We start from the raw sequence: 13330 nt of genomic DNA, 5'->3' as shown, positions 1-13330 counted from the left end.
CTCCAGGTGGTCCCTCATCCCGCACTCAGCGCCTCGAGCACGCGCCGGCGGGCGTCGTCGGGCGCCAGCGGCGCCCCGGCGACCACGAGCTCCTCGATGTGGCGATCGGCCACGCGGGCGGTGACCCGGGTCTCTCCTTCGCCCGCGCGCCACGTCCACTCGTGGACCGAGACGCGGCGCGTGACCTTGACCCGGGTGAGCGGCCGCCCCGGCGCGCGGGAGCGCTCGGGAGGCCGGGCGAGGCGTTCCTCCTCGGCCCTCACCGCGGCCGTCTCCGCCGGCGTCAGCCGGCCCCGGACGAGGGGGCGGCCGAGGCCCGTCTCGTAGGAGGCGACGAGCCGCTCCCGCATCCCGGCCTGGGCCGGCGGAGACGGCAGCGCCGCGCCCAACGTCCCGACGTGGAGCCGCAGCCCCTCCTCGGCGAGCCGCCGGAACTGGGGGGAGGGGGCACGCCACGCGCGCCCCATCACGGAGGCGGGAAAGTCGAAGAGCACGTTGCCGACCACGACCACCGCCTCGCCGATCTGCCCGCCGCCCGTGCCCGCCATCCTCCGACCCGCCACCTCGATCTCGTTGATGCCCTCGAGGCTCGCGGGGAGCCCGAGCCCACGCAGCGCCTCGACCGCCGGCATCAGGAAGCGGCGGTAAATCCCCTCCACCATCAGCGGCGCGCCCCTGCGGTGGAAGATGCACTGGTAGAAGAGCTGGCTCCGATCGAGGAAGACCGTGCCGCCGCCGATGCGCCGCCGGAGGACGGGGTAGCCGCTGGCGCGACACCACTCGAGGTCGAGCTCGTCGGCCGGAGCGTGGTGATGGCCCACCGAGAAGTACGGCGCGGCGGGATGGCAGAGCACGATGGTGTCCGGCGACTGCTCATTCATGCTCTCGCCCAGGCCGTGGTAGAGGGCCTGCGAGCGGAGCGGGGAGACCTCGCCGAGGTCGAGGAGGCGAACGGGATGGTCGGTCACCCGGTGACCTCGTCGAAGGCGGCCTCGGCGCGGATCACGGCGATGTCGTCCTCGGTAGGCCGGAACGGGTAGTCGCGGAACTCCTCGCCCGGGCGGTAGCTGCCGAAGGGCCGGTTGCAGGCCATCCTGCCGGTGCGGTCGGGGCAGCCATCGGTCATGAACGGCGTCCCGGCGGCGATGCATTCCTCGATGAGCGCTCGCGGCGCATGCACGCGGAGGAGCGCGCCCGCCTCGTCACACTCGATGGCCTCGCGCGGCAACCCGCGCTCCTCGATCAGGTGCTTGGTGAGCTGGATGCGCCGGAGCCGCGCGATGGGGGCGCGCGGCGCCCCGGCCATGTCGGTTCCAGGCTCGGGGTTGAAGGAGAACAGATACGCGGCGATCTCCTCGGCTCGCACCCGATAGAAGAGGTCGATCAGCTCCGCGTCCGTCTCGCCGAGCCCCACGATGACGTGACAGTTCACCTTCATCGGGCCGAAGTGCTTGCGAGCCAGCCGGATGATCTCCCAGTGCTGCGCCCACGAGTGGGGCCCGCGCGCGCCCCGGCCCCGCGTGCGATGGAAGACCTCCTCGCTGGCGGCATCCAGTCCCACGCCGACGATGTCCACCCCCGCCTCCCGGATCGCGAGGAGCTTCTCCTCGTCGAGCAGCGTGGCCGAGACGAGGGCCGAGATGGGCACCGACGACCGGCGCCTGAGGCGGCCCGCGATGTCGAGGAGATCCGGGTAGGCACGCCGGTCCTGCACCTGGGCGATGCAGACCCGCCCCACCCGCGCCTCGCTCTCGGCGATGGCCTGCACCACGCGCTCGGTGGGGTAGACAGGCCAGCCCACGCGGATGAAGGTGTTATCCTGGGCGAGTCCCGGGCGCTCCCGGGCCAGCCCGCAGTAGGTGCAGTTGGCGTAACAGCCCTCGGGGTAGTTGAGCAGCAGGTTCACGCAGTCGCAGCTGGCGTTGCGGAAGAAGAGGCCCGGCCGGAGCCCGATGGACATGGCGGCCGCCACGCTGATCCGCACGTGGTCGGGGCTCGGCAGCGTCCGCTCCGCGTGCTCCAGCAGCGCGAGCTTCGTCTTCTTTCCGCCGACGGTTTCCGTGGTCATGTCGTCACCCGGCTCGCTGACGCTCGCCACCGCTCTTCCATATCCGTTCGCCTCGCCTTCGGCCTCGGCTCCCCCGGCTCGCTGACGCTCGGGGATTCTCCATATTTCATTCGCCTCGCCTTCGGCTTCGGCTCCCCCGGCTCGCTGACGCTCGCCACTGCTCCTCCATATCCGTTCGCCTCGCCTTCGGCTTCGGCTCACCAATCAATACCGCAGCAGGCGTCGTGAAAGCGGGGCGTCAGGCCGCGGGACCGCGCATAGGCCACGATGCCCTCGGCCGGATAGGCGATACCGTCGAGCCCCGCCTCCACGGCGCACCGGTCGATCTCGGCCTTGACCGGGCCCAGGGGGCGAGCGCAGCCGAGGGCGATGGGCGTCTCCCGCATGGCGGCGCGCGCCGTCTGGAAGAAGGCGCCGACCTCGGCCACTGACGGCGGCGTCACGTCCCGCATGGCCGTGCCTGTCATCGGCATCAGCACCACGAGGACCAGCAGCCGGGGGCGATGGCGCGCCACCATGGAGAGCGCCGTCCACTCCCCCAGCATGCGGCCGCGGTGGAGCCCCAGGATGATGTGGGGCACCAGCGGGACCCCGTGGGCGTCCAGCCGCTCGAGCACGGCCGCGTACTCCCCGACGGGGACGTCGAGGTGGTAGATCTCCCGGATGGTCTCCTGGGCGCCGATGATGTCGAGCATGGCACCATCCACACCCACCTCGCCGAGCGCCGCCGCCGTCTCCTCGTCAGGCAAGCCGGGATGCAGGCGGACCAGCAGGCCCAGCTCTTGCCGGATCCGCTTGAGGTCCGGCACGTGCCGGAGCAACGGGACGCGCCCGCGCCGGTCGGAGCCGCCGGAGACCAGGATCCCGCGCGCCCCCCGCTCCCGGGCCTCCAGCGCGACATCGTAGAGCGTCGCGCCCCCGAGCGACCACATCCCCTCGAGCACCTTCGACTGGCAGTGATCGCATTGCAGCGCACACGCGGCACCCGTCACGGACACGGACACGAAGCGCCCCGGCTCCTGCCCGGTCCACTCCGAGGTCCGGTAGCGCCTGAGCCCCGGGGCATAGAAGTGGATCTCGCGGAGCGCGACGGTCACCGCCTGTCCTCGTGCTCGGAGAGCTCCTGCCGCACCCACGCCTCCACGTCGCCCGGCGCCCGGAGGAACTCCGTCGCCTCCAGATCCCAGGCGCCGGCCGCGATCCGGACCAGCCAGCCGCCGCCGTAGGGATCGGTGTTCAGCCGTCGCGGGGCCGCCTGGAGCTCGTCGTTGACCTCCACCACGGTGCCCGACACCGGCGCCAGCACGGGACGCACCATCTTCTCGGCCTCGAGCGAGCCCAGCGCCTGTCCCGCCCGGACGTCGAGGCCGCGCTCGCCGAGCTCCGCATAGACCACCTCGCCGAGCGCCAGCACGCCGAGGGCGTCGAGGCCCACCGTCACCAGCCGCCGCCCGCTCCCGTCCGGCTCTCCGGGCCGCAGCCAGAGGTGCTCCGCCGCCTGGTACCAGAGCCCCTCGGGGAAGTCGTGTCCCTCGATGCGCCTCACCTGCTCATCCGCCTCGCTCCGCTCTGCATCCATCTCCATGTCTTCTTCCGGATGCGCTCGCCTCGCCTTCGGCTGCGGCTCGCCAACCCTGCGCCTCACCCGCCTCGCTCCGCTCGGACCCACCTCCATGTTTCGTTCGGCTCGCCTTCGGCTGCGCCTCACCCTGCACAGCGCATGCAGTTGATGGCGTGGGCGTCGATGCGCGCGCGGTAGCGGGCGAGCGCGTCGGCCCCGGTGACCAGCGCCCCGCGCTCTTCCGGGAGCCGCTCGGGCCTGAGCCGCACCAGCCAGCCTTCGCCGTAGGGATCCTTGTTGGCGGCGAGGATGTCCTGCCGGAACGCCGCCTCGTTGTTCGCGACGATCACCCCCGACAGCACGGCGGGAAACGGCCCGACCCACTTCGCGCTCTCGATGGTCCCGAGGCTCTGCCCGCGCGGCACGTGGCGCCCCACCGCCTTGAAGCGCACGCTCACCACTCGGCCGCAGCGCGTCTGCGCCGGGTCCGTCATGCCGAGCGTGACCGTGTCGTCCGCCTCGAATCGCGCCCAGACGTCGCGGTCGACGTCGTACCACAGATCCTCGGGGAGGTCGCAGCCACGATACAGCGCCATGGCGTGACCGCCCGGAAGGCCGGGCCCGGCTACCTCCGGCTCGAGTAGTACGCGGCCAGGTCGGCCAGGGTCGCCTCCGGGATGGTCCCCAGCATCGCCTTCGTGGACTTGATCAGGGCATCCTTGGGGTTCCTCTTTTCGGCCTTGAACAGCGTCAGCTGCTCTCGCAGGTACCCGGCAGGCTGCCCCGCCAGGGCCGGGATGCCCTTGTCGACATCGGCCTTGCCCTCCCGTCCGTGGCAGACGACGCACGCCTCCGACGCCCTGCGGCCGCGCTCGACGGCGGCGGGATCGACCGGTACCCTGGCGGGCCGCATCTTCTGCGCCGCGAAGTAAGCCGCGACGTCATCGACGCCCAGATGCATCACCATCTTTGCGTAGGGCTCCATCTCGGCCGACGGCCGCTGGCCTCCCGCATACGCCTGCATCTGCTTCTTGAAGTACGCCGGTGCCATCCCCGCGATGATCGGCATGCTGTCGGACTCGCTGTTGCCCGCGGGCCCGTGACAGACCGCGCAGGTGAAGACCTTGGTGAAGCCGGGCGTCTCGAAGGGCCCGGCCGCCCACCCGTCGGAGACGGCCAGGACGGCGAGGAGAGCCGCTCCGGCCAGGAGCCCGCGTGCCATCGTGTGCATGGAGGATCCTCCGAACTCGACGCTGGTCGTGGTGGCCATGGTCATCGCCCCCCCTCACGCGAGCACGTCGTGCCAGATGCCCTTCGCCCACCCCTCGGCCCGCTGCGCGACGAAGGGGCTCTGGGCCGGCGTGAGCTTCTGCTCGATCTGGACGACCTTGCCGTTCTCGATCTTGTAGGCGTTGACCACGGCGATGGCCTCCCGGTCGCTCACCCAGCTGTAGCAGGTGTTGCCCGGCGCCAGGGACGGCACGGGCTTGTCGTTCAGGAGCGCCACGACCGCGATGGCACAGACCTTCCCCATGGCGTTGGCGACGTTGCCCGACTTCGGCACCGGCAGCCCGATGGTGGAATCTCCGAGGACGTGGACGTTCTTGTGCTTCACCGACTCGTACGTGGTGTGGCTCACCTCGCACCACCGCTTGTCGGCGCCCACGAGATCGGCCTGGACGGCGATGGTCCCGGCGCGCTGTGGTGGGATGAGGTTCACCACGTCGTACTTGATCCGGTCGAACTCGGTGCGGACCTCGCGCGCGCCCGGGTCCACGGCGATCACCTTGCTCGAGGCGTGATACTCGAGGTTCGGGTAGGCCTTCCACGCCGCCCGGAACAGGCCCGTCTTGGACACGATGTTCTGGTTGGCGTCGAGCACGATGAGCTTGCTCTTGGGCTTGTGGGTCTTGAGGTACCAGGCCACCATGCAGGCCCGCTCGTAGGGGCCCGGGGGGCAGCGGTAGGCGATGGGCGGCACCGTCAGCACGAAGACCCCGCCGTCCCGCATGGACTCGAGCTGCCGGGCGAGCGCGACGGTCTGCGGCCCCGCCTTCCAGGCGTGCAGCACCTTGTCCTGGTTGGCCGCGAGCCCCTCGACCTGCTCCCACTGGAACTCGACGCCCGGCGAGACGATGAGGCGGTCGTACTGGAGGTACCCGTCGGCGAGACGGACGCGCCGGCGGTCGGGCTCGATGGCCGTGGCCGCCTCGTGCAGGATCCTGACGCCGTGGCGCCTGAGGCCCTCGTAGCCGAAGGTGATGCTGTCGATCTTGCGGAGGCCGCTCAGGACCAGGTTGCTGAACGGGCAGGAGACGAACTCGCGGTTGGGCTCGAGGAGGACGACCTCGATGCTGGGATCGCCCATGCGGACGTACTTCGCCGCCGTCGCGCCGCCCCAGCCGCCGCCGATCACGACCACGCGGCGGCGCGTACCGGGGGCGATGTCGCCCGTGACGGGCGCGGCGCATCCGGCGAGCCCGCCGCCCAGGGTCACGCCCAGCACACCGACTCCGGCGCCGGCCGCGCCGGTCCTGAGAAACCCCCTGCGGGTGAACTGAGTCATCGCTCGTTCCTCCCTCGTGGTCGCGTGTTCACGTGGCCGCCACCGCGCTTCCGGCCGCCTGCCCTCAGCCGCCGGCCGGCCGGCACTGGATCCCCTGGGCCTCGAGGAAGCTGCGGTACGCCTCCAGCCCCTCGGCACCGGTCGCGAGCTCCGCTCTCTCCGCCTCCCAGTTCGTCGGCCTGACCCGCACCAGCCACCCCTGCCCGTACGGATCCTGATTGAGGATCCCCGGACTCTTCCGCACGGCCTCGTTGACCTCCACGATCTCCCCCGTCACGGGGTTCGGCACCGGTCCCACCCACTTGGAGGACTCGATGGTCGCCAGGCTCTGCCCTCTGGGCACCGCGCGCCCCGCCTTCTTCGGCGTGCAGGCGACGATGGTCCCGGCCAGGTTCTGGGCCACGTCGTCGATGCCCACCGTGACGGGCCCGTCCACGGAAACCCGCAGCCACACGTGCTTGTCGATGAGGTAGAAGAGCTCTTCCGGCAGGTTGCAGTTGAACAGGGTCGCCATGCTCGCCTCTACGCCTCCGCAGGTGCGGGGTGGGCCTCCTCGAGCAGCTCCACGATCTCCTTCACCTCGATGCGCCCCTCGAAGCCCCCGGTCTTGACCGCGTCCCGGAACATGGTCACGTCCTTGGGGCAGGCGACGACAAAGTACCGCACCCCGGGGATCTCCAGGGCTTCGGCGATCCGCTGCTCGGCCGGCGTCGGCACCCCGGGCCTGCGCGTGTCGCTCATCCAGATGCGTCCTCCCCCCGCCCCGCAGCAGAAGCTCGCGGCCCGGCTCCGTGGCATCTCCACCAGCGTGAGCCCGAGCGTCGCCAGGATCTGGCGCGGCGCGTCGGTCACCTCCGCGTAGCGGGAGAGATAGCACGGATCGTGGTAGGTGACCACCCCTTCGAGCTGGCGCGCCAGGGGCAGGAGCCCCGCGCGGAGGAGATCGCTCAGCACTTCCGTGTAGTGCCGGACGGGGTACGCCGCCCCCAGCTCCGGGTACTCGAACCTGAGCGTGTTGTAGGAGTGGGGGTCGGTCGTGACGATGGCCTGGAACCGCGCCTTGGCGAGCACGGCGGCGTTCTTCTCGGCGAGGAGCTGGAAGAGCCCCTCCTCGCCCACGCGGCGGACGTCGTTGCCCGCGTTGCGCTCTCCTTCGTAGAGAATGCCCACATCCAGCCCCGCCCGGTGGAAGACCCGCGCCACCCCGCGCGTGAGCCCCTGGAGCCCCGGATCGTACGAGGCGTAGTCGCCCACGAACCAGAGCCACTCCACCGGCTCCTTGCGCGCGTCCTTGAGCTTGAAGTCGAGCCCCTGCGTCCACCTCGGGCGGCTGCGCTCGGACTGGCCGAAGGAGTTGCCGTAGCGCTGGATCTTCTCCAGCACTGACTGGAGATTGGCGTCGAGGGTGCCCTCGGCGACCAGCGAGCGGCGCAGCTGGACGATGAGCGGCAGATGCTCGATGCCGACCGGACAGGCCTCGACGCAGGCCCGGCAGGTGGTGCAGGCCCAGAGGGTCTCCGGGCGGATCACCACCCCCACCAGGGCACCGTCGGCCGGGCGCGCCTGCACCTCGCGGAACCAGGAGCGGCCGCCAAGCGTCGACTCGGCGTGCTCTCGCAGCTCGAGGATGAGGTCGCGCGGGCTCAGCGGGGCTCCCGCCGCGCGGGCGGGGCAGGCCTCGTGGCAGCGGCCGCACCTGGTGCACGCGTCGAGGTCGAGCAACTCCTTCCAGGTGAAGTCCGTGAGGCTCTGGTAGCCGGGGCTCGCCTCGGGCGCAGGGGGCAGCCGCTTGGCAGCCAGGGGGTCGCGGAAGAGCAGGTTCACGCCGTCTACCAGCATGTGCACGGCCTTGGAGTACGGCAGATAAGCGATGAAGCCCAGCGCCAGGACGCCGTGGCACCACCAGCCCCACGGATGGAGCGCGCTGGCGCCCGGCCCGAGGCCCGCGGCATCGACGACGTTGGCGAGCTGCCAGCCCACCACGGACCAGCGCTCGAAGGGCGGCCGGTCGGCGGCGATGCGCAGCGCCTCCACCGCGTACCCCGTCACGCCGATCCCGAACAGCAGCCAGAGGAAGAGCCGGTCGTCGGCGAGGTACCCGGCCCGGTTGTAGGCGGCGGGCGCGCGGTCGGGGCGGACGTAGTCCAGCGCTGCAGGCCGGGCCAGCCAGCGGCGCGCCATCATGACGGCGAGCCCCACGACGAAGGCCGCGCCGAGGATGTCCAGCAGCAGCGAGTACCAGAGGTAGAAGGACCCCTTCCAGAAGCGCCACGCGGGGTTCACGAGCCGCACCATGTCGTAGTCGACCATGATGATGAGGGTGCCCACGAAGAGCGCGGCGAAGCCCCAGAAGATCCCCGCGTGGGCGAGCCCCACTGCGGCGTGGCGCCTGGCGAGCGTGGTATGGGCGCCCACCGCCAGAGCCGCGCCCAGGAACCGCTGGCCGAGGGCGTCCCACCGCGAGACGGGGCGGCCGCGGAGGTACCGCCGGAGGCGCAGCCACACCCCCCAGCCGGCAACCGCCATGCTCAGGACGGCGGCGAGATAGAAGAGGGCGATCAGGACGCCCGAGAAGTTCCGGAAGACCTCCCGTGCCGGAAGGGCCGGGTCGCTCACGCCGAGGTCTTGACCTTCTCAGTAAGCGCCGGGAGGACGTCGAACAGGTCGGAGACGATCCCGTAATGCGCCACGTCGAAGATCGGCGCGCTCGGATCCGTGTTGATGGCGACGATCAGCTCCGCGCCTCGCATGCCCTCGATGTGCTCCGGCGCCCCGCTGATCCCCACGGCCAGGTAGAGCTTGGGCTTCACCGAGAGCCCGGACTTGCCGACCTGACGGCTCTTGGGCAGCCACCCCTGATCCACGATTGGACGCGACGAGGAAACGGCGCCGCCGAGGGCCTGGGCCAGCTCCTCCACCACGGCGAGGTTGTCCTGGGAGCCGATGCCGCGGCCGACGCTGACGAGGATGCTCTCGCGGGTGATGTCCACGTCCCCGGCCTCCGGCTGGATGAGCCGCTTGAAGCGCATGCGCAGACTGTCGAGCGCCGGCGCCGGGATCTCCCGCAGCGTCGCTGTCCCGCGCCTGCGCCCGGCCGCGGCCGCCGCGGCCCCGGGGAGCATGGCGCAGACGGCATGCTCCCCGGGCACCTCCGCCGTCGCCATGAGCTTGCCGCCGTAGATCTGGCTCACGGCACTGAGCGTGCCGCCCGTGAGCGCGACGTCCTTGCAGTAGCCGCACAGCGGCCAGCCGAGCGTCCCCGACAGCCCCGCGGCCAGGTCGAGCCCCATGGAGGAGGAGGCCACCAGCGCCACACGGGGGCCGAGCGCCTGAAGCGCCGCGGCCGCGGCCCGCTCGTAGGCCTCGGGGGTGTAATGGGCCAGCCTCTCGTCCTCCACCACGGCCACGCCGTCGGCGGCCCCCAGCTCGCCGGCCAGCCGCGTGACGCCGTGGCCGATGAGGACGCCCCAGAGCTGGCCGCCGCCGGCCGCCGCCAGCTCCCGGCCCTTGGCGAGCATCTCGAACGACACCTCGGCGAGGACACCTTCCAGGTGCTCGATGATCACCGCGACATCGCTGCTCACGGATCGTCTCCTGTCGTTGAGTCCCATCACTGCTTGAGGAGACCGCGGTCGGCGAGGATCGTGTAGAGGCGGTCGGCCACTTCGTCGGGCGCACCCTCGAGGATCTCGGCGCGCCCCGTCGCTTCGGGCCGGGCCAGGCGCGTCACGGTGGAGCCGGCGCCGGCCTCCACGGCCGGGGCCGCGACGGTCTCGAGCGTGGCCGTCTTCATCAGCTGCCGCACCTTGGACACCGGCGCGTAGCGCGGCGCCTGGGGCGCCGCCTGGACGCCGAGAACGGCCGGGAGATCCACCTCCAGCTCGCCCACGACCCCGCCCGCGTACTCCTGCCGCACCGTCACGGCCCTGTCCCCCGCGGGCTCCACCGCGGTGACGACGCTGACATGGGGCAGCCGGAGGGCCGCGGCCAGGAGCACGCCGAGCTGCCCGTCCCGGTCGTCGGGCGCCTGGACCCCCGCCAGGACGAGGTCGTGCGGGATGCCGCCCAGCACCTGGGCCAGCACCGCCGCGGCGCCGTGGGTCGAGAGCCCGTCCTGGAAGTCGCCCGTCACCTTCACGGCCCGGTCGGCGCCCTTGGCGAGACAGGTGAACAGGGGCTCGTCCACGTCGCCGGAGTCGAGCGCGACGACCGTCACCCGGGCGCCGTACCTGTCCTTCAGCACGAGCGCCTGCTCCAGCGCGTGCTCGTCGAACTCGTTGAGGCGCAGCCGGACCGCCGAGCGGTCGAGGTCGGTGCCCTCGGCATTGACCTCGAGCTCCTCCACCAGGTCGGGGACCATCTTGACCGTCACGACGATGTCCATGCGGGTCTCCGGCTACATCAGGCTGAACTTCTGCGTGTGCTCGTTCCAGGTGGCGAAGAGATACCACCCGGCCATGACGGCGGCGACGAGGGCCAGCGCGCCGTCCCAGCCGATCAGCGCCGGGAGGAAGACGGCGCTGCCGAGCTTCTGCAGGAGCCCGTGCTGGGCCAGGATCAGCCGCATGACGGAGGCGCCCCCCGCGAAGCAGGCCACGGCGCACCAGAGCTTCACGTGTCCCTCGCCCGCGCGCCAGATGGCGCCGGCCCCGCACCCCCCGGCCAGCGTCATGCCCACGCCGAAGACCAGGCCGCCCAGGAGCGCGCCGAGCCAGAAACCGGGAAAGACCCACTCGCCCGCGTCCTTGAGGTCGGTGAACTTGAGGACCGTGAAGCCGATGGTGCTCACGCCGAGCGCCAGCGCGGTGGCGCGCGTGTGATCCCCCTCCCCGGTGAGGAACGGCTCGCGGAAGGCGCGCACGAGGCAGAAGCGGGAGCGCTGGAAGACGACGCCGAAGCTGACCCCGAAGAGCAGGAAGCCGGCCTGCGGGACATAGCCCGCGCGGCTGTACGCGTAGGGAAGCGCGAGGACGAGCAGGAGGAGAAGCAGGGCCCCGAGGTAGGGCTGGGTGCCGAGCCCGTGGGCCCTGGAGCCGCCAAAGGTGTAGGTCTTCCCGCGGGTGAACGCCGGCAGCCGCTCCACCTCCCAGAGGAGGTAGCGAAGCCCGGCGTAGGTGCCCAGGATCAGCCCGAGCATCATGGCGAGTCCCGAGAGCGAGAGCGCGCTGATGGCGCTGAAGAAGCCGCCCACGTTGCAGCCGAAGGCCAGGACGGCGCCCATCCCCATGAGGAGCCCGCCCGCCCCCCCCTTGAGCAGCTCCCCGGGCGGCGGCACGCGGATCGCGAACTCGCGCGAGAGCAGGGCCGCGGCCAGGGCGCCCGCCAGCACCCCCAGGTTGAGGACGGAGCCGGAGTACAGCCACGGCGGGATCAGGTCCGGGCGCTCGAGCACGCCGAGCCCGACGAGGACCCAGTCCCCCCAGTTGCGCGCGCCGTCGGAAGCCGTCCAGGGCCGGTCATAGGCGAAGAGGAAGACATTGAGCGTCGCGATCAGGAGGGCGGCGGCCCACACCGACCACGCGCGCCCGAAGAGCAGCTGGTACTGCTCCCGCAGCACGCTCCCCATCAGCCCGTCACCCCGGCACGCGGCTTGACCTCGGCGCCCCGATGAGCCCGCAGGGCGAAGAGGCCGAACCGCAACCCGAAGTCATCCACGGTCAGGCCCGATGGACAGAGCCCGCAGGGCGAAGAGGCCGAACCGCAACCCGAAGTCATCCACGGTCAGGCCCGATGGACAGAGCCCGCAGGGCGAAGAGGCCGAACCGCGACCCGAAGTCATCCACGGTCAGGCATCCCGATAGACCTGTCGATCAGCTCGGCGATGTCCTGGACGTCCAGCCGGCCGTCGTTGCCCGTGGACTTCACGGCGTCCTCGAACCGCGACACCTCGTAGGGACAGCAGATCGACAGCGTCCCCGCCCCGGTCTCCGCCGCCTCCATGACGCGCTTGTCGGAGAGGCGCATCGTCGTGTGATCCCGAGAGAAGCTGTCGAGCCACATGCCGCCCCCGCCGCCGCCGCAGCAGTAGCCGTTCTCGCGGCTGCGCGGCATCTCCACGAGCGTCAGCCCCGGGATGGCGCGCAGGAGGGTGCGCGGTGCCTCGTACTCGCCGTTGTGGCGCGAGAGATAGCAGGGGTCGTGGTAGGTGACCACGCGGTCGACCGCGTGCGCCATCAGCGTCCGCAGCCGCTCCAGGTGCTCGGCGAGAAACTGGGTGTAGTGCTGCACGCGGTACTCGCCGCCCAGCTTCGGGTACTCGTTCTTGAAGGCGTTGAGCTCGTGCGGGCCAGAGACCACCAGACGCTGGAACTGGTAGCGGGCGAAGGTCTTGATGTTCGCCTCGGCGAGCTTCTCGAAGAGCCCCCGCTCGCCGGCGAGGCGGATCGAGTCGCCGTCCTCCTTTTCCTCCACGCCGAGGACGGCGAAGTCCACGCCGAGGGCGTGGAGGATCCGCGCCAGCGCCCGCGCGGCGTCCATGCCCCGCGGGTGGTACGACGGGTAGGAGCCCACGTACCACAGCACATCCACCGGCCGCTTCAGCTGGGCCATGACGGGCACGGGCACCCCCGCCTGCTTGATCCAGTCCGCCCGCTTCCGGGGGTTCTCCCCCATGGGGTTGCCGTAGCGATCGGCGGCCTCGAACACCTTCTGCAGCTCCGGGGGGATCTCCCTGCCCGCGTTGATCGCCGCCTCGCGCGCCGCGGGCATGATCCGGATCATGTCGACTTCCTTCGGGCAGACGCGGAGGCAGTTGGCGCAGGTGGTGCAGAGCCAGAGGTTCGGGGAGTCGAGCAGCGAGGCCCCGCGGAGCGTGTCCCGGTGGATCTTCCGGGGCCCGTAGTCGCCCACGATGTCGACCGGGCAGACACCCACGCACTTGGCGCACTGGTAGCACCAGCCCAGCGACTCGCCGCCTGGGAGCGCCGTGATCTCGTCGAGGGCGCCCGGGTCGTAGTCGGTGATCACGCGGGGCTCGAACATCCGGTTCCACTGCCCCGGCAGGTCGACGCCCTCGACGACGGCGTGCTCCTTCTCCCTGATCCCCGGCCCCTGCCGCCCGTAGGCCACGCTATGTGTCCTTCACCAGGGGCGGGCACCCGGGCTGTCGCCCCCCCGCCCCCGCCGCAACCTCACG

The 13330-nt window shown here is 71.5% G+C and carries 13 protein-coding genes; all 13 read right to left on the bottom strand.

What is annotated here, in order from left to right; translation table 11 throughout:
• Positions 1–14: 14 nt before the first annotated feature.
• Positions 15–968: a lipoate--protein ligase family protein gene (locus HYV93_15695; GenBank protein MBI2527415.1), complete on the bottom strand. Its 954-nt coding sequence runs from the start codon at positions 966–968 to the stop codon at positions 15–17.
• Positions 965–2098 (bottom strand): radical SAM protein, encoded by a 1134-nt coding sequence (locus HYV93_15690; GenBank protein ID MBI2527414.1) that lies wholly within the window; start codon positions 2096–2098, stop codon positions 965–967. The genes HYV93_15695 and HYV93_15690 overlap by 4 nt, the downstream gene beginning before the upstream one ends.
• A 167-nt stretch (positions 2099–2265) precedes the next feature.
• Positions 2266–3165, bottom strand: a complete 900-nt coding sequence (locus HYV93_15685; GenBank protein MBI2527413.1) for a radical SAM protein — start codon at positions 3163–3165, stop codon at positions 2266–2268.
• Positions 3162–3653 (bottom strand): glycine cleavage system protein H, encoded by a 492-nt coding sequence (locus HYV93_15680; protein ID MBI2527412.1) that lies wholly within the window; start codon positions 3651–3653, stop codon positions 3162–3164. Before HYV93_15680 ends, HYV93_15685 begins: the two co-directional genes overlap by 4 nt.
• Before the next feature lie 119 nt (positions 3654–3772).
• Positions 3773–4225: a glycine cleavage system protein H gene (locus tag HYV93_15675; protein MBI2527411.1), complete on the bottom strand. Its 453-nt coding sequence runs from the start codon at positions 4223–4225 to the stop codon at positions 3773–3775.
• A 29-nt stretch (positions 4226–4254) separates the two neighbouring features.
• Entirely contained in the window at positions 4255–4905 is a 651-nt protein-coding gene (locus HYV93_15670) for a c-type cytochrome (GenBank protein MBI2527410.1), read from the bottom strand.
• Positions 4906–4914: 9 nt separating this feature from the next.
• Positions 4915–6195 (bottom strand): FAD-dependent oxidoreductase, encoded by a 1281-nt coding sequence (locus HYV93_15665; GenBank protein MBI2527409.1) that lies wholly within the window; start codon positions 6193–6195, stop codon positions 4915–4917.
• A 64-nt stretch (positions 6196–6259) separates the two neighbouring features.
• Positions 6260–6709 carry a glycine cleavage system protein GcvH gene (gene gcvH, locus HYV93_15660; GenBank protein MBI2527408.1) on the bottom strand — a complete coding sequence of 150 codons (450 nt, stop codon included), beginning with the start codon at positions 6707–6709 and terminating at the stop codon, positions 6260–6262.
• A gap of 8 nt (positions 6710–6717) precedes the next feature.
• Positions 6718–8811, bottom strand: a complete 2094-nt coding sequence (locus HYV93_15655) for a 4Fe-4S dicluster domain-containing protein (GenBank protein MBI2527407.1) — start codon at positions 8809–8811, stop codon at positions 6718–6720.
• A complete protein-coding gene (locus HYV93_15650; protein MBI2527406.1) occupies positions 8808–9779 on the bottom strand; it encodes an electron transfer flavoprotein subunit alpha/FixB family protein in 972 nt (323 codons plus the stop codon). Before HYV93_15650 ends, HYV93_15655 begins: the two co-directional genes overlap by 4 nt.
• A gap of 26 nt (positions 9780–9805) precedes the next feature.
• A complete protein-coding gene (locus HYV93_15645) occupies positions 9806–10579 on the bottom strand; it encodes an electron transfer flavoprotein subunit beta/FixA family protein (protein ID MBI2527405.1) in 774 nt (257 codons plus the stop codon).
• Between the two features lie 12 nt (positions 10580–10591).
• Positions 10592–11761: a YeeE/YedE family protein gene (locus tag HYV93_15640; GenBank protein MBI2527404.1), complete on the bottom strand. Its 1170-nt coding sequence runs from the start codon at positions 11759–11761 to the stop codon at positions 10592–10594.
• Positions 11762–11970: 209 nt separating this feature from the next.
• Complete coding sequence (locus HYV93_15635; protein MBI2527403.1) at positions 11971–13176, bottom strand: (Fe-S)-binding protein; 1206 nt, start codon at positions 13174–13176, stop codon at positions 11971–11973.
• Positions 13177–13330: the final 154 nt, after the last annotated feature.

It is taken from the genome of Candidatus Rokuibacteriota bacterium (assembly GCA_016188005.1).
Taxonomy (GTDB): domain Bacteria; phylum Methylomirabilota; class Methylomirabilia; order Rokubacteriales; family CSP1-6; genus UBA12499.
The sequence above is the reverse complement of the archived record's forward strand: the minus strand, read 5'-3'. Positions and strand labels throughout refer to the sequence as shown.

What these genes read in the sequence shown, in the direction of transcription:
- HYV93_15680 (MBI2527412.1), bottom strand. Translation starts at nt 3,653, where the DNA reads ATGGAGATGGATGCAGAGCGGAGCGAGGCGGATGAGCAGGTGAGGCGC.
- HYV93_15675 (MBI2527411.1), bottom strand. Translation starts at nt 4,225, where the DNA reads ATGGCGCTGTATCGTGGCTGCGACCTCCCCGAGGATCTGTGGTACGAC.
- HYV93_15670 (MBI2527410.1), bottom strand. Translation starts at nt 4,905, where the DNA reads ATGACCATGGCCACCACGACCAGCGTCGAGTTCGGAGGATCCTCCATG.
- HYV93_15665 (MBI2527409.1), bottom strand. Translation starts at nt 6,195, where the DNA reads ATGACTCAGTTCACCCGCAGGGGGTTTCTCAGGACCGGCGCGGCCGGC.
- gcvH (MBI2527408.1), bottom strand. Translation starts at nt 6,709, where the DNA reads ATGGCGACCCTGTTCAACTGCAACCTGCCGGAAGAGCTCTTCTACCTC.
- HYV93_15645 (MBI2527405.1), bottom strand. Translation starts at nt 10,579, where the DNA reads ATGGACATCGTCGTGACGGTCAAGATGGTCCCCGACCTGGTGGAGGAG.
- HYV93_15640 (MBI2527404.1), bottom strand. Translation starts at nt 11,761, where the DNA reads ATGGGGAGCGTGCTGCGGGAGCAGTACCAGCTGCTCTTCGGGCGCGCG.
- HYV93_15635 (MBI2527403.1), bottom strand. Translation starts at nt 13,176, where the DNA reads ATGTTCGAGCCCCGCGTGATCACCGACTACGACCCGGGCGCCCTCGAC.